The organism is Variovorax rhizosphaerae, assembly GCF_037889975.1.
Classification (GTDB): Bacteria; Pseudomonadota; Gammaproteobacteria; order Burkholderiales; family Burkholderiaceae_C; genus Variovorax; species Variovorax rhizosphaerae.
In genome coordinates this window covers 305,320-331,012 of record NZ_JBBKZT010000001.1, presented here as the reverse complement: position 1 = coordinate 331,012, position 25,693 = coordinate 305,320, and the positions used below count along the sequence as shown (strand labels likewise).

The 25,693-nt window shown below is 66.6% G+C and carries 17 protein-coding genes and 4 pseudogenes; 15 read left to right on the top strand and 6 right to left on the bottom strand.

Annotated features, from left to right (window positions below):
• Window positions 1-16 precede the first annotated feature (16 nt).
• The 3 genes from WKW82_RS01445 to WKW82_RS01435 are packed head-to-tail and all read left to right on the top strand — an operon-like array spanning window position 17 to window position 3,474.
• The gene (locus WKW82_RS01445) at window positions 17-235 is read left to right on the top strand and encodes a DUF350 domain-containing protein (protein WP_340340467.1); all 219 of its coding nucleotides are present in this window, start codon (window positions 17-19) and stop codon (window positions 233-235) included.
• A 7-nt stretch (window positions 236-242) separates the two neighbouring features.
• Window positions 243-1,853 (top strand): polyamine aminopropyltransferase, encoded by a 1,611-nt coding sequence (locus tag WKW82_RS01440; protein WP_340340466.1) that lies wholly within the window; start codon window positions 243-245, stop codon window positions 1,851-1,853.
• Between the two features lie 31 nt (window positions 1,854-1,884).
• Complete coding sequence (locus tag WKW82_RS01435) at window positions 1,885-3,474, top strand: NAD(P)-binding protein (protein WP_340340465.1); 1,590 nt, start codon at window positions 1,885-1,887, stop codon at window positions 3,472-3,474.
• Window positions 3,475-3,835: 361 nt separating this feature from the next.
• Here WKW82_RS01435 and WKW82_RS01430 read toward each other — a convergent pair.
• Window positions 3,836-4,405, bottom strand: a pseudogene (locus WKW82_RS01430) (M24 family metallopeptidase); the annotation flags it as partial.
• A gap of 98 nt (window positions 4,406-4,503) precedes the next feature.
• Between WKW82_RS01430 and WKW82_RS01425 the strand changes: the two are divergent.
• The 6 genes and pseudogenes from WKW82_RS01425 to WKW82_RS01400 form a co-directional block, all read left to right on the top strand.
• Window positions 4,504-4,845, top strand: a pseudogene (locus WKW82_RS01425) (IS30 family transposase); the annotation flags it as partial.
• Window positions 4,846-4,991: 146 nt separating this feature from the next.
• Window positions 4,992-5,093: pseudogene (locus tag WKW82_RS01420) on the top strand (IS5/IS1182 family transposase); the annotation flags it as partial.
• A gap of 78 nt (window positions 5,094-5,171) precedes the next feature.
• Window positions 5,172-6,887 (top strand): M14 family zinc carboxypeptidase, encoded by a 1,716-nt coding sequence (locus WKW82_RS01415; RefSeq protein ID WP_340340464.1) that lies wholly within the window; start codon window positions 5,172-5,174, stop codon window positions 6,885-6,887.
• Window positions 6,887-9,073: a S9 family peptidase gene (locus WKW82_RS01410; protein WP_340340463.1), complete on the top strand. Its 2,187-nt coding sequence runs from the start codon at window positions 6,887-6,889 to the stop codon at window positions 9,071-9,073. Before WKW82_RS01415 ends, WKW82_RS01410 begins: the two co-directional genes overlap by 1 nt.
• A gap of 65 nt (window positions 9,074-9,138) precedes the next feature.
• A complete protein-coding gene (locus WKW82_RS01405) occupies window positions 9,139-10,401 on the top strand; it encodes a M64 family metallopeptidase (protein ID WP_340340462.1) in 1,263 nt (420 codons plus the stop codon).
• Between the two features lie 322 nt (window positions 10,402-10,723).
• The gene (locus WKW82_RS01400; RefSeq protein ID WP_340340461.1) at window positions 10,724-11,572 is read left to right on the top strand and encodes an SAM-dependent methyltransferase; all 849 of its coding nucleotides are present in this window, start codon (window positions 10,724-10,726) and stop codon (window positions 11,570-11,572) included.
• Here WKW82_RS01400 and WKW82_RS01395 read toward each other — a convergent pair.
• Window positions 11,491-15,006: an AAA family ATPase gene (locus WKW82_RS01395; protein ID WP_340340460.1), complete on the bottom strand. Its 3,516-nt coding sequence runs from the start codon at window positions 15,004-15,006 to the stop codon at window positions 11,491-11,493. The genes WKW82_RS01400 and WKW82_RS01395 overlap by 82 nt on opposite strands.
• 193 nt (window positions 15,007-15,199) lie before the next feature.
• Between WKW82_RS01395 and WKW82_RS01390 the strand changes: the two genes are divergently transcribed.
• On the top strand, window positions 15,200-15,436 hold the full coding sequence (locus WKW82_RS01390) for a hypothetical protein (protein WP_340340938.1): 237 nt from the start codon (window positions 15,200-15,202) through the stop codon (window positions 15,434-15,436).
• Here the strand turns inward: WKW82_RS01390 and WKW82_RS40590 are convergent.
• Window positions 15,421-15,874, bottom strand: a pseudogene (locus WKW82_RS40590) (aminopeptidase P N-terminal domain-containing protein); the annotation flags it as partial. The gene WKW82_RS01390 and the pseudogene WKW82_RS40590 sit on opposite strands and share 16 nt — an antisense overlap.
• 277 nt (window positions 15,875-16,151) lie before the next feature.
• On the opposite strand from WKW82_RS40590, the gene WKW82_RS01380 reads away from it, so the two are divergent.
• Entirely contained in the window at window positions 16,152-18,353 is a 2,202-nt protein-coding gene (locus tag WKW82_RS01380) for a hypothetical protein (RefSeq protein ID WP_340340459.1), read from the top strand.
• A 156-nt stretch (window positions 18,354-18,509) separates the two neighbouring features.
• Here WKW82_RS01380 and WKW82_RS01375 read toward each other — a convergent pair whose 3' ends face one another.
• Together WKW82_RS01375 and speD are read right to left on the bottom strand one after the other, a co-directional pair.
• Window positions 18,510-19,202, bottom strand: coding sequence for a nucleotidyltransferase family protein (locus WKW82_RS01375; RefSeq protein ID WP_340340916.1), 693 nt, complete (start codon window positions 19,200-19,202; stop codon window positions 18,510-18,512).
• Window positions 19,203-19,230: 28 nt separating this feature from the next.
• A complete protein-coding gene (gene speD / locus WKW82_RS01370) occupies window positions 19,231-19,620 on the bottom strand; it encodes an adenosylmethionine decarboxylase (protein ID WP_340340458.1) in 390 nt (129 codons plus the stop codon).
• A gap of 128 nt (window positions 19,621-19,748) precedes the next feature.
• Between speD and WKW82_RS01365 the strand changes: the two genes are divergently transcribed.
• Window positions 19,749-21,863: a transketolase family protein gene (locus WKW82_RS01365; RefSeq protein WP_340340457.1), complete on the top strand. Its 2,115-nt coding sequence runs from the start codon at window positions 19,749-19,751 to the stop codon at window positions 21,861-21,863.
• A gap of 31 nt (window positions 21,864-21,894) precedes the next feature.
• Window positions 21,895-22,893 carry a type I glyceraldehyde-3-phosphate dehydrogenase gene (gene gap / locus WKW82_RS01360; protein ID WP_340340456.1) on the top strand — a complete coding sequence of 333 codons (999 nt, stop codon included), beginning with the start codon at window positions 21,895-21,897 and terminating at the stop codon, window positions 22,891-22,893.
• Between the two features lie 266 nt (window positions 22,894-23,159).
• On the opposite strand, the gene WKW82_RS01355 is transcribed toward gap, so the two are convergent.
• Window positions 23,160-23,468: a putative quinol monooxygenase gene (locus WKW82_RS01355; protein ID WP_340340455.1), complete on the bottom strand. Its 309-nt coding sequence runs from the start codon at window positions 23,466-23,468 to the stop codon at window positions 23,160-23,162.
• A gap of 196 nt (window positions 23,469-23,664) precedes the next feature.
• On the opposite strand from WKW82_RS01355, the gene WKW82_RS01350 reads away from it, so the two are divergent.
• Together WKW82_RS01350 and WKW82_RS01345 are read left to right on the top strand one after the other, a co-directional pair.
• Window positions 23,665-24,783 (top strand): YihY/virulence factor BrkB family protein, encoded by a 1,119-nt coding sequence (locus tag WKW82_RS01350; protein WP_340340454.1) that lies wholly within the window; start codon window positions 23,665-23,667, stop codon window positions 24,781-24,783.
• A 57-nt stretch (window positions 24,784-24,840) separates the two neighbouring features.
• Window positions 24,841-25,596: a trypsin-like peptidase domain-containing protein gene (locus WKW82_RS01345; protein WP_340340453.1), complete on the top strand. Its 756-nt coding sequence runs from the start codon at window positions 24,841-24,843 to the stop codon at window positions 25,594-25,596.
• Window positions 25,597-25,693: the final 97 nt, after the last annotated feature.

Below are 25,693 nucleotides of genomic sequence, written 5' to 3'. Positions count from 1 at the left end.
ATGACTGGAGGTCCCCATGGGATTTGAATGGCTGAAGGCGGGCGTCATCCTTGGCTCGCTCGTCTACGCGGTGATTGGCGTGGCGGTGTTCTGGCTGGCGTTCATGATCATCGACAAGATCACGCCCTACGACCTGTGGCGCGAGATCGTCGAGAAGCAGAACATGGCACTGGGGCTCGTGGTGGCCGCGATGAGCCTGGGCATCTGCGTGATCGTCGCGGCGGCGATCCATTGACGCTGCGGTGAGCGCCGTGCTTTCGCCCGCGCGGGCCACGGCCGGCGCGCGGCCGGTCGAGGTCGCGTTGCTGGCCAGCGTGTTCGTCATCGCGGCCTGCGGGCTGGTGTACGAACTGACGGCGGCCGCGCTGAGCTCCTACCTGCTCGGGGATTCGGTGCTGCAGTTCAGCACCGTGATCGGCACCTACCTGTTTGCGATGGGCGTGGGGTCGTGGCTGTCGCGGTACTTCGAGCGGCAACTGCCTGCGCATTTCCTGCGCATCGAGTTGCTGGTGGCGCTCATTGGCGGTGCACTGCCGGCCGTGCTGTTCATCGCGAATGCCTGGGTGCCGGGGGCGTTCCGCCTGTTGTTGTACGGGTTGGTGATGGTGGTGGGCACGCTGGTCGGGCTGGAGATACCGCTGGTGATGCGCATCCTCAAGCGCGACGTGGCGTTGAAGGACCTGGTGTCGCAGGTGCTGACCTTCGATTACCTGGGCGCGTTGGCGGTGTCGATCGCGTTTCCGCTGCTGCTGGTGCCGCAGCTGGGGATGATCCGCACGGGGCTGTTGTTCGGCTTCATGAACGCGGCGGTGGCGGTGTGGGCGCTGTGGCTGTTCCGGCATGAACTGCGGCGCGTGGGCTCGCATGCGGTGGCTTGCGCGTTGACGCTCGGGGTCATCGGTGCGGCCTTCGTCGGCGCGGACCAGATCACGACGGTGGCGGAGGACAAGTTCTACCAGGACCGCATCGTGTTCAGCGCCAGCTCGCCGTACCAGCGCATCGTGGTCACGCGGGGGCAACTGGGGCACCGGCTGTTTTTGAACGGCAACTTGCAGTTCGCGGAGCGCGACGAGTACCGGTATCACGAGGCGCTGGTGCATCCTGCGATGGCGGCACAGGGCGCGCCGAAGCGGGTGGCCGTGCTCGGTGGCGGGGACGGGATGGCGGTGCGCGAGATCCTGAAATATCCCTCGGTCGAGCAGGTGACGCTGGTGGAGCTGGATCCGAACATGACGAAGCTTTTTGCCGAGCATGAGACGCTGGCCGCGTTGAACGGGGGCTCGTTGAAGTCGCCCAAGTTGAGGATCGTGAACACGGATGCGTTCCGGTGGTTGCAGCAGGCGGGTGAATCGAGCGTTCCATCGGGGGGCGGTGAATCACGCAAGGCGGCACGCGCGGCGGACGATGATCTGTTCGATGTGATCGTGGTCGACTTCCCCGATCCAACCAACTTCGCCATCGGCAAGCTCTACACGAACGCCTTCTATGCACTGCTCGATAAGCGCCTGTCGGCCAGCGGCTATGCGGTGATCCAGACCACTTCGCCGCTGGTCGCGCGCCACAGTTTCTGGACCGTGGCGACCACCATCGAATCGGTCGGATTGACCGCGACGCCGTACCACGCGCATGTGCCGAGCTTTGGCGAATGGGGCTTCATCATCGCGAGCCGGCGGCCCTGGCGACTGCCGGACGCGCTGCCGGCGAGCCTGCAATTCCTCACGCCCGCCACCTTGCCGCTGATGTTCGATTTTCCGAAGGACATGGGGCGCGTGCCGGCGGAGGTCAATCGGCTGTCCAACCAGATCCTGGTGACCACTTATGAGCGGGAGTGGGGCAAGGTGGTGGGGCATTGATGTCGATTGCCGGCGGGCTCCGTTTTCTTCCATGAGGCGGCGCACCTTTCTTGGTGCGGGTGCCGGCGCGTTGGCGCTCGGCGGATGTGAAGCGCGGGAGGGGGAGATCGAGGGCGGCTTCACCGGCATCGACGTGGTGCGCGGGCATGCCTTGCGCGACGGCGGTCTTCGTGGCGCGGCGCCTTCGAAGACGCGGATCACGCGTGTCGTGATCGCCGGTGGCGGCGTGGCAGGACTCGCGGCGGCGCGTGCGCTGCGCCTGTCGGGCATCGAGGACTTCGAGTTGCTCGAACTGGAAGACACGGCCGGTGGCAACAGCCGCGGCGGCGCGGTCGGCGGCATCGCCTGCCCGCTTGGTGCGCACTATCTGCCGGTGCCGGGCGATGAGGCGCACGAGGTGCAGGACCTGCTCGAGGAACTCGGCCTGCGCCAGCGCGTGGCCGGACGCTGGCAGTACGACGAACGACACCTGTGCCACAGCCCGCAGGAGCGCATCTTCATCGAGGGTGAATGGCAGGATGGGCTGCTGCCGATGCAGTTCGCGGGCGCCAGCGCGCTGGCCCAGTACCGCTTGTTCGGCCAGCGAGTCGAAGCGCTGCGGACCGGGGCGCGCTTCGTCATCCCGACGCTGCGCGCGCCACTTGCGCCGGCCTTGCTGGCGCTGGATGCCGTTCCCTTCGCCGCGTGGCTGGACCGCGAGGGCTTCGACGAACCGCACCTGCGCTGGTACCTCGACTATTGCTGCCGCGACGACTACGGCGCCGGGGCTGCGCATGTCTCGGCGTGGGCCGGCATCCACTACTTCGCGAGTCGGCACGGCTTTCACGCGCCGGGCGATGACAGCGCGGAGCGCGACGCGGTGCTGACATGGCCGGAGGGCAACGGTTGGCTCACGCGCCGTATCGCGCAGCCGCTCGGGGATCGAATCCGCGGCGGCCACGTCGTCACGCGAATCGCCGAGATGCGCAGCGGCGTCGAGGTCGATGCCTACGATGCCGCGACGCAATCGATGGTGCGCTGGCGGGCCGAGCGATGCATCGTCGCGTTGCCGGTGTTTGTCGCGGCGCGCATCGTCGAGAACCCGCCCGAGGTCCTGCGCAATGCGGCGGCGCATGTGCGCTACGCGCCCTGGCTGGTCGCCAATTTGCATCTGCGCGCCCCGCTCACCGACCGTCCCGGCGCCGCGCCGAGCTGGGACAACGTGGTCTACGGCAGTCGAGGGCTGGGCTATGTCGATGCTCGCCACCAGTCGCTGGACCCGACGCCCGGCCCCACCGTGCTGAGCTGGTATCGCCCGCTCGGACCGAGCAGCTACGACACGAGCGATGGGCGTCGGCTGCTGCTCGACCGACCATGGACGGCATGGCGCGACGAGTTGGTGGCCGAGCTTTCCGCACCGCATGCGGACCTGCGTGCCAAGGCGACGCGCATCGACATCACGCGCTATGGCCATGCGATGGCGATGCCGATGCCCGGACTGTTGAGCCAAGTCGGGTCGCATCGGCAGGCCAAGGGCAAGGTGGTGGCTGGCCGGCTGTCCTTTGCGCACGCGGACTGGTCGGGCTACTCGATCTTCGAGGAGGCCTTCACGCGGGGACACGTCGCCGGCTCCGCGGCCTGAAATGAAACCCACCCCCGAATGCGCCTGCGGCGCCGGTGCGGCCGCCAGAGGCGGCTGCTCTTGCGGGCCGTCCAAGCCTGCGCAGGCAGGCTTGGAGCCGCGGCCCTCAGCCCCTCCAGGGGGCGCACCCAGCGGCCCGGCAAAGCCGGTTCCGCGGGTGCCCACGAACAGGCATTGCTCGCACTGGTTTCATGCGTCGTGGGCCATGGGCCGCTGCGGTGCAAGTTTCCCGAGTGTGTCCCGCAGGTGCGCCGGCAGCCCAGGCCGCGGGTGCTGCGCACCGCGGACGACGAGGTCCCCGCCAGTCGCGTGAGGTGTCGAGACCCAAGACCCTGCCATCCACCCGCCGACAGGCGGCAGGTCAGCGCATCAGCGCCTCGATCTCGTCCCCATTCACCGGCACGCCGCGCGAGATCGGTTCGCAACCCGTCGCCGTGACGATCGCATCGTCCTCGATGCGGATGCCGATGTTGTGGAACCGCTCCGGCACGCCCTCGCCGGGCCGTACGTAGATGCCCGGCTCGATGGTCGGCACCATGCCCGGCTGAAGGATGCGGCTGGGCCGGTTCTGGATGAGTTCGTTGGACAGCGGGTCCCTGCGTTCGCTCACTTCGCCGACCTGCGAGGGCTCGACGTAGCTGCCGCAGTCATGCACGTCCATGCCCAGCCAGTCACCGGTGCGGTGCATGTAGAAGGGAAAGTAGGCGCGCTTGTCGATCACGTCGTCCACGCTGCCAACCTTGTCGGCGTCGAGCAAGCCAACATCCAGCATGCCCTGTGACAGCACGCGCACCGTGGCGTCGTGCGGGTCGGTGCGGTGGGCCCCGGCCCTGGTCGCGTCTACGGCGGCCTGCTGGCTGGCCAGCACCAAATCGTAGAGCACGCGCTGCGGGCCGGTGAACTTGCCGTTGGTCGGCAAGGTGCGGGTGATCGATCCAGTCGCCTGGTACTGCTGGCCAAAATGGACGACGCCACGGCCAGCTCGGCCCTGACCGGCCTCACGACAAGCTCAACGCGATCGCAGATCCGATGCGCAAGAGCTTCGCGTACGACCAGGGCAAGGAGATGAGCTACCTCCGGCAACTGGCGGCCGCCACGGGCGTGCGGGTCTACTTCTGTGATCCGCACAGCCCCTGGCAGCGTGGGCACCTGCGAAAACACCGACGGGCTGCTGCGCCAGTACCTGCCCAAGGGCACCGACCTGAGCGAGCACAGCCAGGACGACCTACACACCATCGCCGACAGCCTGAACGGCAGACCTCGCGCAAACCATGCTTCAACACCCCGCTGGCTGTGTTCCCACACCTGCTGGCGAGCGCGCAGCACGCCCCGGTCCTCGCACAACAATTACATGCTGCGCTTCAGTCTTGAAACCGCCACCTATTCGCCCCTCGCGTGATGAATGAAGAAGCCCGCATAATGCCTTGATTTTACTGACGCAGTAAGACCAAGGAAGGTCTGCGTAAATCCCCCAGGATGTGCTGATCGGTACAAGTGCGCGCAGACAATCGACCCCCATGAAACAAGCCGACCTGGGCCTGAACCCGACGACCAAACGCACGCGCAAACGCGAGTTCCTGGCAGAGGTGGAGCGCGTGGTGCCGTGGGCGACGTTGGTGCCCGCGCCGCCGCGACGCCGTAGACTTGTCTTCGGCCCCGCGGCGGGCCTTCTCCCCCCGGGCACCAGGAACGGTTGAATGTTGCAAGACTGGCAAACACCCTTTGAGATCGGCAGCGGCAACCAGACGACCACGTGGGAAGCCTGCATCGCATTCCACGAGCGGCTGGCGCAGGCCTTTCCGCAGTACCTGCGCTTCGTCGAGATCGGCCGGTCCGACGGCGGCACGCCCGTGCACCTGGGAGTGCTCAGCGCCGACGGCGAGTTCGACGCGCGGCGCATCAGGGCGGCGGGGCGGACCGTGTTCTTCAACAACAACGGCATCCACCCGGGCGAGCCCGAGGGCATCGACATCTGCATGGCGCTGGTGCGCGACCTGTGCACGCGCCCCGAACGGCTCGCACAGCTCGGCTCGACGGTGCTCGCGTACATCCCCGTCTACAACGTGGACGGCTCGCGCAACCGCCACGACACGAGCCGGGTCAACCAACTGGGGCCCGAGGCCTTCGGCTTCCGCGGCAATGCACGGCACCTCGACCTGAACCGGGACTTCATCAAGGCCGACTCGCGCAATGCCCGACTGTTCGCGAAGACCTTCACCGAGTGGGACCCGGACGTGTTCGTCGACACCCACACGTCCAACGGCGCCGACTACAGCTACGCCATGACGCTCATCCCGACGCAGCCCGACAAGCTCGGCGGCACGCTCGGCGCATGGTTGCGCGATCGCATGCTGCCCGAGCTCTACGCGGACATGGAGCACAGCGGCTGGCCGATGTGCCCCTACGTCAACACCGCCACCGACATCCCGGACGACGGCCTGCTCGCCTTCGCCGATTCGCCGCGCTATTCCACCGGTTATGCGGCCTTGCACCATTGCATCGGGTTCATGCCTGAAACCCATATGCTCAAGCCTTTCGCGGACCGCTACCACAGCCTGCGCGCCTTCCTCGACGCCGCGATTGCCCACACCACGCGGCACGGCGCGGAGATCCGCGCGTGCCGCGCGCGCGACCGGGCCGCCGTCGCCGGTGCGGTCGCGTGGCCGGTCGACTGGACGCTCGACGAAAGCCGGCACTCGAGCTTCCGCTTCCACGGCTACGAGGCGGTGCGCGAGCCGAGTCGCATCGGCCACTACCGGCGCCTGCGCTTCGACCGGCAGCAGCCCTTCGTCAAGGAGCTGCCGTACTTCGAGTTCTGCCGCCCGACGCGGCTGGTCGCGCCGCCAGCCGCATACTTGGTGCCGCAGGCCTGGGACGAAGTGGCGCAGCGGCTTCGCCTCAACGGCGTTGCACTGCTCCCGGTGCGCGAACCCGGTACGGCGGCCCTGGAGGCCTACCGCATCGCGCGGGTCGACACCAGCCCGCTGCCGTTCGAGGGGCGCCACCTGCATGCGCAGGTTGAGCTGGCGCCCGAGGCCGTCGAGATTCAGCTGAACGCCGGCGACTGGCTGGTGCCGCTGGGCCAGCCGTGCGACCGCTTCATCGTGGAGACGCTCGAACCCGAAGCCACCGACAGCTTCTTCCGCTGGGGCTTCTTCGATGCGGTGCTCGACAAGAAGGAGACGTACAGCGCCTACGTGTTCGAGGACGAGGCCGAACGGCTGCTGGCGCAGGAGCCGGCACTGCGCGAGGCGTTCGAGCGCTGGAAGAGCGAGCACCCGACCCTGCTCGCGGACGAAAAGGCGGTGCTCGACTTCCTCTTCCTGAACTGCAGGCGCTACGCCGAGCCCGAGCACCGCAGGGTGCCGGTGTTCCGCGTGCCGGCGCCCCTGGCTTCCCGACTGAGCGCCTGATGACCCGCCCCATCGTCCTTGCCGACTTCGCCGACCCGGCCCCGAGTGCGCCGTCGATCCAGTCCGCCGCCTTCGGGCACGACGCGCGCCTGCTCGCGTACCTGCAGCCGGGCCGCGATCCGCACGCGCTGGACTTGCGCATCCTTGACACGGAAAGCGGGCTGACGTGCACCGCCCTGTCCGCGCAGCAGGTGGGCGACGGACGCGCGGAGCGCTCGCTCGCCGAGGAACTCGCGCGCGAAAGAGCGCGTCAGCGATTCGACGGCGTCACCAGCTTCGCGTGGCTGCCCGCATCCGCCGGACTGGTCTGCGCCGTGTCGAACCGGCTGGCCGTGGTGGATGCCGCATCGCTCGCGCTGGCCCGCCACGAGCACGATGCCTACATCGAGTACCTGCAGCTCAGCGACGACGGCACCCGTCTCGTGTTCTGCAGCGGATCGGAGCTGTGGTTGCTGGATACGCCGCGCCCCGGCGCCGCGGCGACCGGCCCTGCGCGCCGGCTGACGCACGACGCCACGGCCACCCGCTTCAACGGCCTGGCGGACCAGATCACGCGCGAGGAGATCTACAACGGCGCGCCCTGCCGCTGGAACAAGGACGGGGGGCGGCTCGTGTTCGCGAGCTTCGACGTGAGCGCGGTCGAGTCGATCGGGATCAGCGACGGCGCGCAGACGCGCATCGAGCAGTACTTCTACGCGCGGCCGGGCCTGCCGGTCGCGCGCTTCGCGGTCTCCACGCTCGACGTCGACACCGGCGAGCGCGCGGAGATCCTCGCGGCATCCGACGAATGGCCGTACCTGTGCGGCCTGGCCTGGCGCGGACCGGAGGCCGTGTTGGTGACGCGCCTGAGCCGCGACCAGACGCGCTACCAGTTGCTGAAGATCGCGCTGCCCGATCGCCGCGCGTCGGTGCTGCTGGAGCAGACGCAGTTGCCTTGGATCAATGCCGGCGGCTCGCCGATGTTCCGCGGCGGCAGCGACGACAGCTTCTTCCTCGCGCACGAGCGCGCCGGCGTGGGCCGCATCGGCTTGTTCGATGCGCAGGGCGCGATGCTGGCGGACATCGGCGCCGACGGCCTGCATGTCGAAGGGCCGATCGGCCTGGTCGGCGACGGCGAGGGCGAGGGCGTCTACTTCACGGCCACTGCAGGCGACGGCCTGACGCGGCACGTCTACCGGGCCCTGGCGTCGAACGCCTGGGTGGCCGAGAACCTGACGCCCGAGCCCGGCATCCACGACGTGACGATCGCGCCCGACGGCAGGCACTGGCTGCACAGGTCCGAGTCGCTGACCCGCAAGCCCGAGACGCGCTTCGAGCGCATCGAGGACCGTGCCGCACGCCACATCTTCGCGCCGTCCGCGCCCGTGAGCGAGTACGAGGCGGGCTTCGTCGCGCCCGAGCTCCGGACCGTGCTGGCCGCGGACGGCCGGACCCCGCTGCACGCCGCGGTCTACGCTCCGGCGTCGGCGCCGGCCGGCGGCGCGAAGACCCCGGTGGTGCTCTTCGTCTACGGCGGCCCGCACGCCCAGTCGGTGCGCGACAGCTGGGCGCTGACGGCGGACCTGCGCGCCCAGTTCCTGCTGCAGCAGGGCTTCGCGGTGGTCAAGATCGACAACCGCGGCACCAGCGGCCGGGGCTTCGATTTCGAGCGCCCGATCCATGGGCGGCTCGGGCATCTCGAGGTCGACGACCAATGCGCCGCACTGGAGCAGATCCTGGCGGCGCGCCCCGATCTCGATCGCCATCGGGTCGGCGTCTGCGGTTGGAGCTACGGCGGCTACATGGTGTTGCGCTGCATGCAGCTGCGGCAGGACCTGTTCGTCTCGGGCGTCGCGGGCGCGCCCGTGGTCCGCTGGGAGGACTACGATGCGCCCTACACCGAGCGCTACATGGGCAGTCCGCACGCAGGGCCGCACCTGCCGGTCGAGAACGGCGCCGGCTATCGCGCGTCTGACGTGGTCGGCAAGATCGATTCGCTGACCGGCCGGCTGCTCGTGATCCACGGGCTCAAGGACGAGAACGTCCTGTTCAGGCATTCCGCCGCGCTGATCGAGGCGCTCGCGGCGCACGGCGCACTTCATGAGCTGCTGCTGCTGCCGGGCGAGCGCCACGGCGTGCGCGGCGCCGTCGCGCGGCAGTACCTGGAGCGCCGCATCCTCGATTTCCTGCGGCGCACCCTATGCTGAAGAGGACGCCATCGGTCCGGCTCGACCTCTGGCATTCGGGCACGCCAGCCAGCGAGCGCTACCAAGTGGCGGCCGTGTTCGACGAGGCGCATCCGGACCCTTTCATCCCCCAGGCCTTCGACCTGCGCGGAGACTACCGCTGGTCGGTGCTGTCCGATGCCGGCCGGCCGCTGGCCTCGCGCGGCTATTCGACGCTGTTCGACGAGTGGCAATCGACGGTTGTCGGAGCCGGCGAAGACGTGGTAGCGCAGTTCTCCGAGTCGCACGTCGTCCCGTGGTTCGCCGGTGCCAGCGTCCGCTTCGAGAAGCGCGTCCGCGGCGACGCCTACCGGACCTTGCTGGAGCACGCATTGCCGGCGGCCGCGCCAACGCTCGAAGCGGCCGAACGCGAAGCGCCGGCCGACAGGCAGGTCCGGCAGCTTCACGGCGCCCCCGGCGCGCCGCTCAGCGTGTTGCTGGTGGCCGAGGGCTACACCGCCGACGAGGCCGAAGCCTTCTTCGAGAAGGCAGCGCAGGTCGGCCGCATTCTGCTGGCAGCGGAGCCGTATCGCGCTCGCGCGGATGCAATCGCCGTGCGCGCGCTGCTCGTGCCGAGCCCGGCCTCCGGCATTCCGGCGACACCCGACGCGGACCGGCGCCTCACCAATTTCTCCACCAGCTACGGCGTGTTCGGCATGGACCGCTACCTCGTCGCCACGGACCTCCACCGCCTGCGGGCGCTGACCGGTGGCATCGCCGCCACGACGTTGATCGTGCTGGCCAATGCACCGCACTACGGCGGCTCCGGCATCTTCAATTCCAACTGCTGCGTCGCGGCCGGTATGACGGAGGAAGACCTCAGTTACGTGCTGCTGCACGAACTGGGGCACTCGTTCGGTGGCCTGGCGGACGAGTATTTCGGGAGCGAGGTGCCCTATGTCTTTGGCGCCGACGTGACGCCCTGGGAGCCGAATGTCTCGGTGCTGGACGCGTCGGGCCGGGTGAAATGGTCGTCGCGCATCGCGCCGGACACGCCGGTACCGACCCCTTGGGGCCATGCGGAGTACCTGCGCCTGTCGACGCCGCCCCCCGTGCCGGAGAGCGTGATCGGCGAGCAGTCGGCCTCGCGAAACCAGGCGTCCGCCCAAAGCAGGCGCGACACGCTGGCGGCGCTGCTCGCGCAAGAACCCCATGCCGGCCTGATCGGCGCTTTCGAGGGCGCTCGCTACATGGCACGCGGCCTGTTCAGGCCGGAGGTTGATTGCCGGATGTTCAGCCGAAGCGCGAAGTTCTATTGCAGGATATGCAATGAAACCCTGATCGCGGGCATGGCTCTTGCGATGAAGTGAAACCGGTGTGCCTGGACTGAAAAAGGCGCCAGAATGTCTACAGCGTTGTTTTCTCTTCGTTTCATCGAAAGGCAGGTAGCAGCATGGACAGCAGATTGACATCAGCCTTGATCGCCGTAGCAGAGCACGCAGCCGCGCGTTCGTCATGGGATTCCGACCCCCGGGCGGCGCTTGCGGCGCAAGGCTACTCAACTGACGAATTGGTAAACCTCCCCAGCGACTTCGAGTTGCACGTGCGCCAACAGTTCGAGCAATTCGGCCGTGGCTCCACGGCCACTGAATCAGCGCAGCGGGTGCCGTTTCCTGCGCCTCAATCGGGCGCATGAGTGAAGGAAACCCCAGGTCCGGAGGGTCGATAGCCGTCGTAGGCCTGGGTCTCAGTTCGATCTCGGATCTAACGGTAGAAGCCCAGCAGCAGATTCGTTCCGCCGGCTGCGTGTTCTATCTGACGAGCAATCCGCTCGACATCGCATGGATCGAACGCGAGGCTCGCTCCAGCGAAACACTGATTGACTGCTACAAGCAATGCGAAGACCGCGCCAATGCGTACCGGGCGATGGTCGATCGCGTGATGGCAGCGGTACGCAGCGGTCTTCGGGTTTGCATGGCCTTGTATGGGCATCCGGCCGTGTGCTGCTCTCCCGGGCACATGGCGGTCGATGCCGCGCGGACGGAAGGCTATCCGGCTCGCATGTCCCCGGGGATCTCGGCACTCGACTGGCTGATGGCGGACCTGAACATCGATCTGGTATCGCTCGGATTCCAGTCCTACGGCGCCACCCATCTGTTGCGCGCGAGACCGCTGATCGATCCACGACACCACCTCGTGCTGTGGCAGGTCGGGATGATCGGCGAGAACACGTACAAGGAGCGCTTCGACGTTGGCCAGTTGCGAGAGCTTCACGCCTATCTGGCCAGCTACTACCCTGCATCTCATTCCGTCATCGAGTACGAAGCTGCTACCCACGTCTTGCTGAGTCCGAGTATCCAGACCTTCGCCCTGGCTGAGATGGCGGGCAACCGTGCGCCGCGCTGGGTATGCACCTATGTTTTTCCTCCGGTCGACGCGGCCAAGCCGCCGGAGAATCCCTATGTCGCGCCAAGTGCCTTGAGTTGCGCCAACTCCGACTCCGATAGGTCGGCGAGCAGCGATCCCAGCAACGTGATCTGAAGGCGGATGCGCCAGAGGTGTCCTGAACTCGGCGACGCTTTGCGAGCGCGTGCATACGCAGCAATTCCGTCGGCATGGCTGCACTCTCCCTGGCTGGCCAACCCCAGCAGCGCCCACCCTTGGGCACAATGCGCCTCCCAGTTGGCAGGACATGACCGCAACAGCTGGCTGGTTTCTTCAACAACTTGGTCGAGGATCCGGGCGCCTTTCCGGTCCGCCTGCCTGAGGCGAAGAATTCCAAGCAGTGCGCGCGGATTGGGATTGTTCAGCGGCCGGTTGAACGTCAATGCTTCCCGCGCCAACTGCTCGGCAGCTTCAAGTTTGTCAGCGTCTTTCGACAGTGCGCTGGCAATCAGCCATTTGCACCAGCTTCCGGAAAGCACGTTGTTGATGTCCCGCTCGATCTCGAGCGCGCTCAGCGCCAGCTCGATCGCTCGTGCACTGTTGCCGGTCACCAACTCCGTCTCGGACGACAAGCCGTAGGCAAGCACCAGCTCATAGCCGCCGCCGGCCTTCTTGCCTAGGCTGATGGCATCCCGATACTTGCTCCTCGCGGCCGCGAAATCCCCAGCATAGGAGAGGTACAGCCCCGAATATGCGGTGCCGCGAACCAGGCCACGCACATCGCCTTCGCAAGCAGCCAGAGCCTCGGCCCGCTGCGCGAGAGACAAAGCGCCGCGTATATCGCCGACGATGCTTTTCGCGAACGCCAGATCACCGAGCAGCCGAACTTCCAGTGCGGCATCCACCACGCCGGTATCGCGACATTGCTGCAACTGGGCATCGGCAGACTCAAGGTCGTCGATCGCGTTGGAAATCCGTCCCAATTCCAGTTCGCACCGTGCATCGCATTGCTTGGCCCGCACAACATCGATGCGATCCAGGTCGGCATCGACAAGCAAGCTCAGCGTCCGGCTGGAGACATCTTTCGCCTGATCGAACACACCGAGTCGGCCCAGCGAATCCGCCAGCGCGCATCCGACCCGCCCGCGCATAGCCACCGACATGGCCGCGTCGCGTTGGGCTTCGATGGCCGACAGCATGCCGCGCAGCCTGAGGTGGTAGCCGCGTTGCGTCAGAAAACCGGCCGTCCCCAGCGTCACCGCGGCGGCTTGCTCGATCGCCCCCCGAGCCTTCAAGAGATCGATCTCGCGAAACTGGGGCTCAAGGTCTGCGATGGAGGTCCAAGTGGACTCGGGCCGGCACCGCGCTTGCCAGAAACGGGTCGCGCTCTCCATGAGACGCTCTCGCGTCCACATCGAAGCAACTCCATCCTGCGTCTGGGAGGAAGGCAAGGACCCGATCAAATGCGTGCGCTCCGCGTCGTGCTGGTCCAAGGTCTCTCCAGTTCTTCGGATCAGCCTGTGCCGGAGCAGGCGCGCCTGCACGACGGTGAGTTCTTCCGTGATGGCTGCGCCGCATTCGGTCAGCACGTGCGCGACGGCATGCAAACTCACCGGCGTCCCATAGACCGCGAGCGCCTGCAGGAACTGGATCTCGATCCTGCTCAGTTTCTCGTAGTAGACGCCGATCAATGCCTCCAGCAGGTCGCCAAAGACGGCATGCGACCCGCGCGCGTCTGCCAGGAAGCGCGCCACCTGCGCCGGTTCCACGCGTCCGGCTTCGACCGCTCCCCGGATGAGTTCGATGGCCTTCGGATTGCCTCCCACGCTGCGCACGATGTCCAGCAGCATTGCGACCGGCGCATCCCGAAGCCCGAGAACGCCCTGGGGATCTTGCCGACGCAGCAAGTCGACTGCGGCTGCGTCGGCCAGTCCGGTGGCCAGATCCACTTGTCTTTGACGCTCGGGGCGCAGTTGCTCGATGGGCACCAGGCCGGCTTCGGCCCGTATGCTCGGATTGGTGCGGCTCGTGTAGGCCAGCCGGACATGCTCGCCACCTTCCATCAGTTCGACGAACAGATCATTCAGGTCCGGGTCGGCCAGCGCGCCATCTCCGACCGAGATGGCCGATTCCAGATTGTCGAGAAATATCAGGATGCGCAGCGCCGCGGTCTCCTCGGCAAAGCGCGCAAACTTGGCTCGCGCAGACGTATCTTGGCCGCTGGTCGACACCGCGGGCAGCCCCAGCTTGCGCAAGACCTCGTCAGCACCTTCGAGGATTCGCGCGGCGGTCTGGGATTCATTCTCGTGGCACCGGATGAACAGCACCGCGTCGAACGCGGCCCGCCTGCCAGGTTCTGCGCCGCCGCCTGCCGCGAGCAAATCGTTCAACACATAGGCGACCAGCGTCGTCTTGCCCGCGCCTGCACGGCCGATGATCCGCAGCATCTTGGTCGCCGGGTCGGCAAGCTGCTCGCGCAGCAGCGTCAATTCCTCGTCTCGGCCCACCGGCTTGTGCGCGACCGGCAGCGGTCGGGGGAGCAACGGTGCGCCTGGCGATATCGCAACCGCCGCGCTCGCCCCGATCTGGGCCCGTATGCGCTCGTCGAGATCCTCGAACCGCTCCACCAGCACGCCAACCTGCTCGTCGATCCGCTTCAGCAGCACGAGGACTTGCTCGGCGAATTCATCGAACTCGTTGCGCAACGAGACCAGGAGCGCCCATTCGCGATCGATCGACGCATCGATGACGTCCAGACGCGAGGACAGCTCCGACCAGTTCGGGCCCAGTTGTGGCTGCAGTCGACTCTGGACGTCCAGTTCCCAGGCGGTGCGCGCGCGTTCGTTCGCCGGGTCTTTCAGCTCCTCCCGGAACGCCGTGCGCAGGTAGTCCCACCAGCCATTCGGATGCTGGTAGAGATGGTCGCGCAGAATCGTCGGAAAACCCTCGCGCAGCACCGGCTCCAGCTTCTTCGACAGGCCGGAGAACCGGCCCGGCCCCATGACGGCGGATTCGAGTGTGGTGACGAAGTTGTCCACCACCGTGCGCCTCAGCGTTTCAACATCGTCGGCGGCAAAGCATTCGGATGCCGAGCGGACGATGCCGGGCAGATCGTTAGTCGCGCCGCCATTGAGCCTCTCGAGTTCGTCGTTCGGCATCTCTCGCAAGCGGCGGTGCAGTCCGCGGAACATGCGCCTCAGGGTGCAGAGGCTGTCGAGTGTCGGGTCGCGCAGGCTCTGCGTGCGCAGTTGCAGGAACGCCTTTATCTTGCCCTCCGACAGTTCGATGCCGGCGTGCGCCAGGATGCAGCGGTCGATGATCTCGCTCATGGCGGCGCATTCGGCGCGGCGCAAGGCGCGCAACAGATCGTGATTGGGTCGCTGCCCGCCGCCACTGAGTATTTCGCTGAGCTCCGGAACCTTGTCCAGGAGCGCTTTGGCCGACCGCTTCCCTACCCACTTCCCGGTTTCCCACAACAGGCTTGCCGCCAGATTTCCGATGACGCCGCCAAGGAACGCACTGCCGAAGCATGTGGCACTCGACCAGAGCACCTCCAGCGCGCTACCCTCGACTTTGCTCGGCTCTGCCATCGGCGTTCACTCCACAAGTGGTTGACCTTGACAGTCTCGCTGAAATCGCGCGCGCCTGGGATGGAAGATCGTCCATCACGAGGGCGCAGCCGCGAAGCCAGGCCCTTCACCACGAACGCACTCCGCATCGCTCCGATCGAGCCACCGTTCGCGCGGGCATGGCCGGCCGCCGACGGAACGGGCCTCCCCTGCAATGGCGACTGAGGGCGCACCGCCCCCTGCCTCGCGCCAGCCCGAGCCGGTGCCGGCCGGCTGCCGCCAGGGCATCGTCACGGCCGTCACGATCTTCATCGGCTTCTCGCTCGCCTTCCTGCGCTTCTGGACCTTCGAGGCGCCCGGCGACTGGACGCCGCGCTCGGTGCTCGCCGCTGTCATCCTGGGCGTCCCGATCGCGATGGAGATCCACGTCCTGTTCCGCTTGGCAGGTTGAGCTGCTCGACGCCAGCCGTCGATGCGCGCCTCCAGGCCCTTGTGCGTCGCGAAGGGATACCAGACGACCGAGCGTTCTCCAGCAGCTTGGGTAGTTGCTGTCCAGGTCGCCGATTGCAAATGCCTGGTCAACCCCGAGCGCGGCAGGTGCGCCTTCCGGGCCAAGGCGGTAGCCGTCCCAGATTTCGCGCTCCAGATCCTTCGGGGCACAGAACAGGGTGCTGGCGCCATCACCGATTAGTACTAAACAGGCGTTTGGCTCCACGAAATCGGACAAGTAAAAAAAGTAACTGTCGTGTCGATATAGGAAATCGCTGCCGCGATCTCGGACGTGTTCGGGCGCGGTGGGTATCACGGCAATTCCATGCCGTCCCAATTGGGAGGCGAGCCGTGCGCGGCGGTCTGAATGAAGGTTGAAGTCATGCCCTGACGACGCCACAGGTCAGCAACAAGCGCTTGTTGCACTGCAGCATTACACCGACCGGTTTTGCCAGTACATTTGCGATGCTTTTTTTGTTTGCCATTGATTGTTTGTTAAGTCAATTAAGGAAAGTACTATGTTTGGCGTAAATTGGTCAAAATTGCAACTTTTGGTATCCATTTCGTTGATTGGCTGCGGCGGAGGGGGCGGCGGAGGGGGTGGCGGATTCCTTGTGCACAGCGCAGATACCAGCACAGTGGCTTTGGCCAAGCCTGCGTCAGCTCCCGCAAACGTAGTGACCAGCCACGGCGGTGCTGCGAACCCGGGTGTCGGGACAACGGGCACCGGCAGCACGGGTGGCACAGGCAGCACAGGCAGCACAGGCAGTACAGGCAGCACGGGTAGCACCGGCAGCACGGGTAGCACGGGTAGCACGGGCGGCACCGTAACCGGCGCGATCGTCGCCGGTGGCGAAGGCACCGGAGGCGGAACCGCCGCAACGCCCGTCAATCCCGCACCTGGGGTCGGGGTCGGGGTCGGGGTCGGCACGGTGCCCGGCACCGTTCCTGCCAAGGCAACTTACTGCGGCGTCACGATCGACGATGTCGTGGATGCCTCGCTCACGGTCGTTCCGGACTCGTACCGGGCAATGGCCGCCCAGCTCAGCAAGGACGCGGGCATCACCTACCGGTATGGACCGAATGCCGCGTCTTGCGGCGCCAGCGGTGGCGCCCGGTTGTTTGGCCCGCGTCCCGACAACCTGACACCCGATTACCCGTACATGGCTCCCGATCACCAGAACCGGTGGCAGATCGGCACGCGCGCCACCGAGGTCGGGCTGTATTCCAGCAACCAGGCGAACGTGGCGTTCGTTGCCGACAGCGCGGCCAATGTCGGCATGGCCGACATCCAGACCACGAATCACACCCTGGGCACCTTCGCCCAGCTGCCGCAGTTGAGCTGGACTCTCTACGGGGGCGGCATGGACAGTGTCAACGTGCTGGACTACAAGAAGGCCGGCCTCGTCAGCGGCGACCCGATCGCAGTCGAGCGCTGTGCTGGCCGCCGTGCCGGCTACTGTGCCTCGGGCATGGCGGTTTTCCAGAACGGTGTGATCGCCACGGTGGGCAACAACACGACCCTGAACAGGGCATCTGTGAAGCTGCCGCCCAACAAGGTGCCGACCGGCGTCGCCATGACACCCGACAGCGAGTTCGCGCTGGTCACGATCTGGGACACGACTGCGCTCAAGGGCCAGCTCGCGGTGGTGGCGCTGGCCGGCCTGTGCGACAACTGCAATCCATTCAACCGGGAGGCCAACGGCACCTACCATGCCTGGTACAACTGGTGGCGGGAGTGGGACGCCGTCTACCCCGGGTTGCCGAACGCGGGCAACACCGCCTTCATGAAGATCCTCGGCTATGTCGACCTGGTCGCGCCGGACGGCTCCGTGATGAATGCACCCACCGAGGTCGCCGTGACCACCGGGCTGGATCCCTTCGAGACGATCGTGGAGGCGAGGGTGACCTCGGCGATGACGAAGAACCTGGCCAAGGACGATGACCAGGCCGGCATCGGGTTCATGGGCTTCACCCATCCGCTGACCAACCAGGCCAACCGGCAGGCCTTCCTGAACGGAAATCTCTCCGGAAGGTACCCCAAGGGTGGCATGGCGGTGGTGATCTCCAAGTCGGAGAAGAAAGCGGCCTTCATCGACCTGAAGCCGCTGTTCAGCTATGTCAACAGCGTCTACTTCGGCGGCGACCTGGGCACCTTCAACGCGCGCATGGCCAGCCTCGGCCATGCCGACACGCAGTGGCCCTACTCCTTCTCGAACCAGCCGCAACAGACACCGAAGGTCGTCAAGATGATCGCGCTGGCCGACAAGCCCACCGCGGTCAAGACCACCGCATGGGGCAGCCCGCAACGCGCGTGGATCGCCACGCAGGGTGGCACCCTGCGCGTGTTCGATCTGGGTGGCTATGCGCCCGGAGGGGTGGCCACGTCGCCTGCCGCCTCCGCCATTGTCGAACTGCCGCAGTTCGCCATCAGTGTGGGCCGCAATCCGACGTCGCTGGGCGTCTCGCGGGGCGAGCCGGACGACCCGGACCTTTTCAGCCCCATTCAGCAGTACGCCGATCCGAACAAGCAGGTGCTGGTGAACTCGCGTGGTGATCGCAAGATCTCGTGGGTTCGCTTCGGGGCGGAGGGCAGCAGCATCGTTCGTTCGTTCCAGGATCCGCGCATGGAGGATCCGATCGCCATCGACGATGCGGACAACTTCGCGAACTGGGCTTTCGTGGTGACCGTCGCCGACTACCAAGGCAAGGCGGTGCACAACTTCCGCTACGGGCCGGTGCTCTTTCTCGAAAACAAGTCCTGCCCGAGGCCCACCGGTTGCCCGGTGACTCCGACCGGGTCCACCAAGGTCGAGTACGGCGGCAAGCTGGACTTGCCGGGCAAGCCGTTCCAAGTGTCGGGGACGAATGTTCCCTGAGGTGTCGAATCCATCCGCAATGCGCATCCGTGGAGGGTCGCATCAGCAGCTGCGCTTGGCGGCGGCAGGATCTTGACGACGGCAGCACCCACCATCGGCGCGCTCCTCATACGACATTGCAATCAGCGCAGTCATGCGCTCGAAGGCGATGTCGTATCAGGCGGACCAGTCTTCCCGGGCGTTCAACTGCGCGAGCCGTTCCGGAGTGCCCACATCGGTCCACGCGCCCCGGTAGAGCTCGCCGCTCACGCGGCCGGCCGCCATCGCGGCGCGCAGCAGTGGCGCCAGCGCGGCCTTCCGGCCTTGCGGATTGCCGGCGGGAATGGCGCACCAGGGTGGCGCGAACAAGGCCGCACGGTACAGGGCGATCGTGGAGAAGGTGTACTTCTGCGCGGCCTCGCTCAATGCGAGGCCATCGTCCGAGAGGCCGAAATCTCCCCGCGGGTTGTGCGCCGGATTGGGAACGAGCCACAGGTGCGCCAGCATGTCGCCCGCCTGGAATCGCGCCACGGCATCCTGGGTGAACCGGAAGTCCGGCGCGTAGACATCGCCGGCGGCGACCCAGAAGACGTCGCCCAGCAAGGGCAGTGCACGAAGCACGCCGCCTGCCGTCTCCAGCGCGCCGCCGAAATCGAGGCCCTCGTGCGAGTAGGTCACGGAAGGCCCGAAGTGACTGGCGATCTGCTCGCCGAGCCAGGCCGTGTTCACCACCAGGTCGGTGAAGCCACCCGCCGCCAGCGCCTCCATCGGCCATTGCATGAGCGGCTTGCCGTGCACCACCAGCAAGGGCTTGGGCGTCACGTCGGTCAGCGGACGCATCCGCTCGCCGCGGCCGGCCGCGAGGATCATTGCTTTTGCACTCATCGAAGGGAAGTCCTCAGGCGTTCACGGCCGCCAGCGTCCCGCGCGTCACCGCATGGCGCTCGACATGCGCCGGCTCGAACAGGGCCAGCAAGGTCGCCATCAAGGCATGCGCCTTCGCCGAATGGTCGCCGCCGAAGTTGCAGACGTAGACGTCGAGCGTGACGGCGTGCTGCTCCGGCCAGGTGTGGATGCACAGGTGCGACTCGGCGAGCAGCACGGTGGCCGTGACACCGCCCGCGCCCTGTGGGGTTGATGGAAAGGCATGGAAAAGCCGCGCCACGCCTTGCAGGCCCGCGGCCTCGACGGCTTCGATACAGGCGGCGCCCAGCGCCTCGGCATCGAGCATCCAGCGCGATTCGCATTGGCAATCGTGAAGGTCGGCGGTAAGGTGCAGCCCGTGCATGCGCGGCACTCTAGCAGGCCGTTGAAATACGCTTCGGCGTGCCCCGGCAGCCCGCCCGAGCGGACCGGAGGGCGCGGTCGCTAAAATCGCGGGCTCCCCCCAATCCCCCTCCTCGAAAGCCTTCCCAAATGGCCAACCAAGCCCTGATGGCCAACGCGATTCGCGCGTTGGCAATGGACGCCGTGCAAACCGCCAACTCGGGCCACCCGGGTGCGCCCATGGGCATGGCCGACATGGCTGTCGCACTCTGGGGCGAGCACCTGCAGTTCAACCCCACCAACCCGCACTGGGCCAACCGCGACCGCTTCATCCTGTCGAACGGCCATGCCTCGATGCTGCAGTACGCCGTGCTCCACCTGGCCGGCTACGACCTGCCGATCGACCAGCTCAAGCACTTCCGCCAATTGCACAGCAAGACGCCGGGCCACCCGGAAGTCGACGTCACGCCCGGCGTGGAAACCACCACCGGCCCGCTCGGCCAGGGCATTGCCAACGCCGTCGGCTTCGCGCTCGCCGAGAAGCTGCTGGCCAGCGAGTTCAACCGCAACGGCCACGACATCGTCGACCACCACACCTACGTCTTCCTCGGTGACGGCTGCATGATGGAAGGCATCAGCCACGAAGCCTGCGCCATCGCCGGCGCCTGGCGCCTGGGCAAGCTGATCGCGCTGTACGACGACAACGGCATCAGCATCGACGGCCAGGTCAAGCCCTGGTTCATCGACAACACCTCGGAGCGCTTCAAGGCCTACGGCTGGCACGTGATCGGCCCGATCGACGGCAACGATGCCGCCGCGGTGTCGAAGGCCATCACTGAAGCCAAGGCGCACGGCGCCAGCGAGAACCAGCCCACGCTGATCGTCTGCAAGACGCAGATCGGCAAGGGCAGCCCGAACCGCGCCAACACCGCCAAGGCCCACGGCGAGCCGCTGGGCGCCGAGGAAATCAAGCTCACGCGCGAAGCCATCGGCTGGACCTGGCCGGCCTTCGAAGTCCCGGCCGAGGTGTACGCCGACTGGGACGGCAAGGAACGCGGCGCCAAGGAAGAAGCGGCCTGGAACGACAAGTTCGCCGCCTATTCGGCAGCCCATCCCGCGCTGGCCGCCGAGTTCACGCGCCGCATGAAGGGCGACCTGCCCGCCGACTTCAACCAGGTCGCGTTCGACACCGTCGTTGCGGCCCACACCAAGGCCGAGACCGTCGCTTCGCGCAAGGCCTCGCAGCTCGCGCTGGAGTCCTTCACTGCCGCCCTGCCGGAAATGCTCGGCGGCAGCGCCGACCTGACCGGTTCCAACCTTACCAACACCAAGAGCACGCCCGCCCTGCGCTTCGACGCCAGCGGAGACGTCGTGATGACCGCGCCGGTCGAGCAACCCGACCAGGGCGCCGAGGACGAAGCCTGCCCCGACAGCACCACCAGCGGCGCCGAGCCGGCCCACGGCCAGATCGGCCGCCACATCAACTACGGCGTGCGCGAGTTCGGCATGGCCGCGATCATGAACGGCGTGGCGCTGCACGGCGGATACATCCCCTACGGCGGCACCTTCCTGACCTTCAGCGACTACAGCCGCAACGCGATCCGCATGGCCGCATTGATGAAGCGCCGCGTGATCCATGTGTTCACGCACGACTCCATCGGGCTCGGTGAAGACGGCCCGACGCACCAGTCCATCGAGCATGCCGCGTCGCTGCGCCTGATCCCGAACCTGGACGTCTGGCGTCCGGGCGACACCGCGGAAACGGCCGTGGCCTGGGCCGTCGCGCTGCAGACGCAGGGCCGCCCGAGCGCGCTGCTGCTCTCGCGCCAGAACATCGCCTATGCGGCGAAGACCGACCTGGCCGACATCAGCAAGGGCGCCTATGTGCTCAGCGAGCCGGCTGACGCCGGCCTGAAGAAAAAAGCGCAGGCCGTGCTGATTGCCACGGGCTCGGAAGTCCAGCACGCCGTCGCGGCGCAAAAGCTGCTCGCGGAAAAGAAAATCGCCGTTCGCGTCGTTTCGATGCCCAGCACGACGGTGTTCGACCGCCAGGCCGCGGCCTACAAGGAGGCCGTGCTGCCCGCCGGCGTGCCGCGCATCGCCGTCGAGATGGGTGTGACGGACGGCTGGTGGAAGTACGGCTGCGCCGCCGTCGTCGGCATCGACACCTTCGGCGAATCGGCACCGGCGCCGGCGCTGTTCAAGCATTTCGGCTTCACGCCCGAGAACGTGGCGGACACGGTTCGCGCCGTGCTCGCGAAGTAACCCTTTTTCAAAGCAACCCAGGAGCAATTCAGTGGCAATCAAGATCGGTATCAACGGCTTCGGCCGCATCGGACGCATGGTGTTTCGCGCGGCCGTGCAGAACTTCAGGGACGTCGAAGTGGTCGGCATCAACGACCTGCTCGAACCCGAATACCTGGCCTACATGCTGCAGTACGACTCTGTGCATGGCCGCTTCAAGGGCGAAGTGGCGGTCGAGGGCAACACGCTCATCGTCAACGGCAAGAAGATCCGCCTGACGCAGGAGCGCGACCCGGCCAACCTCAAGTGGGGCGACATCGGCGCCGACATCGTGGTGGAAGCGACCGGCCTGTTCCTGACCAAGGAAACCGGCCAGAAGCACATCGATGCGGGCGCCAAGAAGGTCGTGATGTCGGCACCGAGCAAGGACGACACCCCGATGTACGTCTACGGCGTCAACGACAACACCTACAAGGGCGAAGCGATCATCAGCAACGCCAGCTGCACCACCAACTGCCTGGCCCCCGTGGCCAAGGTGCTGCACGACAAGTGGGGCATCAAGCGCGGCCTGATGACCACCGTGCACGCGACCACCGCGACGCAGAAGACGGTCGACGGCCCGAGCAACAAGGACTGGCGCGGCGGCCGCGGCATCCTGGAAAACATCATCCCCTCGAGCACTGGCGCGGCCAAGGCCGTGGGCGTGGTGATCCCCTCGCTCAACAAGAAGCTGACCGGCATGAGCTTCCGCGTGCCGACCTCCGACGTGTCGGTGGTGGACCTGGTGGTGGAGCTGGAAACGGCCGCCACCTACGCCGAGATCTGCGCCGAGATGAAGGCGCAATCGGAAGGCGCGCTGAAGGGTGTGCTGGGCTACACGGAAGACAAGGTCGTCTCGACCGACTTCCGCGGCGAGCCGCGCACCTCGGTGTTCGACGCCGAAGCCGGCATCGCGCTGGATGGCACCTTCGTCAAGGTCGTGAGTTGGTACGACAACGAATGGGGTTATTCGAACAAGGTTTTGGAGATGGTGCGCGTCGTCGCCAAGTAAGCGCGGCAAATCCGCAACGAAAACGCGCCCCTTGGGGCGCGTTTTTCATGGGACGCGCCTGTTCTGCACCGGCAAGCGCGCCGACGGCCCGGAGGCGAAGGGGATGCCCTTCGCCTCCGGGCAAGATGAGCGGCACTGACCTGCAGGCGCTGCACCTGCACCTGGCGACGATGCAGCTTGCCGTGCAAGGTTGAGGCAACGCGGACTGCGTTGCGTATCGGCGCCTCAAGCTCTCAAAGGTTGTCGCCCTGGACGGCGTCGCGCTTTCAGACCGGCGAAAGCACGTGGATGACGCGGTTCTCCACCAGTTCCTTCGTCTTCGCCCCATAGGCCGCCATGTGCGGCGCCACGGCATGGGCCTTGAGCGCGTCCAGCGTTTCCCATTTCTCGACCACCACGAAGGTGTCGTCCCCGAAGGTGCCGCGCGAGGGCGGCATGCCGGCGGCGTCGATGGTGGCGACGTATTCGATGCAACCGGCTTCGGCCAGCACCGTCGGGCGGTTGGCAGCGAAGGCTTCGAGCACCTGGGCGCGCTGGCCGGACTTGGCAGTGATGATGGCGACGACATGGATCATGAGGACTTGGCTCCGTAGTGGGTGGGTGGCCGTTGACAGACTTGGCAGCGGGCCGCGTCGAATCTAGACGAATGGCTGCATCTTCGCTGTCGCCCCTGCGGCCCGCGCCATTGGCCTACTCGCGGAATCTGGATCGGCGCACGCCGGCACGCTGCGCTCCGCAGGACAGTAGACGCTCACACCACACTGGTATTCCATGAGCCCGAAGCAACTCCTTGCCCTGTGCTGCGACGCTGTTTCCGCCTGGGTCGACGACTTTGCGCCAAGCATGGGAGCGGCCATCTCGTACTACACGATGTTCTCGCTCGCGCCCTTGCTGGTGATCGTGATCGCGGTCGCCGGGGCCTTGTTCGGGCGGGAGGCGGTGCAGGGCGAAATCGTCGGGCAACTGGGCGGCCTGATCGGCCACGATGGCGCCACCGCAGTGCAGGGCCTGGTGGCCAGCGCGAGCGAACCGAAGCGTGGCCTCATCGCGGGCGGGATCAGCATCGCTGTGCTGCTGGTCGGCGCCACCACCGTCTTCGCCGAGTTGCAAAGTGCGCTGGACCGCATCTGGCATGTGCCCGAAGCCGACAAGCCGAGCGGCGTCTGGGCGTTGCTGCGGGCGCGAGTGTTGTCCTTCGGGCTCATTCTCGGGCTGGCCTTCCTGCTGATGGTGTCCCTGCTCGTCAGCGCAGGCCTTGCAGTGCTTGGCAATTGGACGGGGGGGCTGATGCCGGGCTGGGAAGTGCTGCTGCAGGCGCTCAATGTGGTGATCTCGTTGTCGGTGAGCACGCTGCTGTTCGCGATGATCTTCAAGTTGATGCCGACCGCGCCGATCGCCTGGCGCGACGTGTGGATCGGCGCCGCCGTCACCGCCGTGCTTTTCGAGGTCGGCAAGTCGCTGATCGGGCTTTACCTGGGCAAGAGCGGCATGACCGAATCCTTTGCCGCGGCGGGCTCGCTGGTGGTGCTGCTGGCTTGGGTGTATTACGCGGCGCAGATCTTCCTGCTGGGGGCCGAGTTCACCAAGGTCTATGCCAACGCGCACGGCTCCGTGGCCGGGGCCAAAGCCGTGGCCGCCACCGAGCATGCGAAGCAAGTGGCCAGGGCAGGCACGGACGTGCTCGCGCAACCCGTGCCGCCCGCCACCGGCAAGGAAGCGCTCGCGCGCACGGTCGAGACCGAGCGCGAAGTATCGAAGCGCCTGGACGCGGCCACGCAGGCGCTGGCGCGGCAGGTCGCAGCCTTCGCGCTCGCCTCGATCGCCAGCGCCATCCTCGCGCGCTGGCAGAAGCGGCGGCGTCGTCAGCAAATGCGTCGGCAGCGGATCTAGTGTTCAATAGCCCACCGACCGCGCGATCCTGCTGCGTCGGCCCTTGAAAGTCATTCCATGGCCGAGTCGCTGCTTCTTTCCACAGCCCGTGTGACGACCTTCGACGGCGACAAGCTCCTGACTGGCGCCAGCGGCTTCTTCTTCGAACGTGACGACCGGCTCTTCTTCGTGACCAGCCGCCACGTGGTGATCGACGCGCCGACCAAGCATTTCCCCAACCGCCTCGAGATCGAGTTGCACACCGACGCGGTCGACCTCACGCGCTCCACCGCCATCTCGGTCTGGCTCTACGTGGACGGCAAGAGCGCCTGGCGCCAGGGCAGCGACATGGGCGGCGAGATCGACGTGGCCGCCATTGAAATCCCGCGCGAGGCGCTGCCGCCGAATCCCGCGATGTTCTGCTTCACGCCCAAGCACCTGCCGCGCTCGCTGGACGAGGTGGAGGTCGGTAGCGTGCTGCTGATCGTGGGCTTTCCGCTGGGCTTCCATGACGTGGTGCATCACCTGCCGGTGGTGCGCCAGGCGGTCGTGGCGTCGGCCTTCGGCGTGCGCTTCCAGGGGCAGGGATTTTTCCTGACCGATGCGCGCACGCACCGCGGAACCAGTGGCGCACCGGTGGTCAAGCGCGTGCCTGCGGCCGGCGGCAAGCTGCCGTGGACCCTTCTCGGCGTGCATTCCGCTCGCATGGACATGAGCACGCGCGACCTGCAACTCGATGAATCGCTGGGTCTCAACAGCGCCTGGTATGCGGACATCCTGATGACGCTGACGGCGCCGGTGATGACGGGGAAACAATTGCAAATCCAGGGCTGACAACGGTCTTTTTTCCTGGGTCGGAGATGTCTGCGCCCCCGGCCACGGGGCGGCCGCGCTGAACGGTCTTATTCTTCGTGGTCGCGCAATCAGCGCG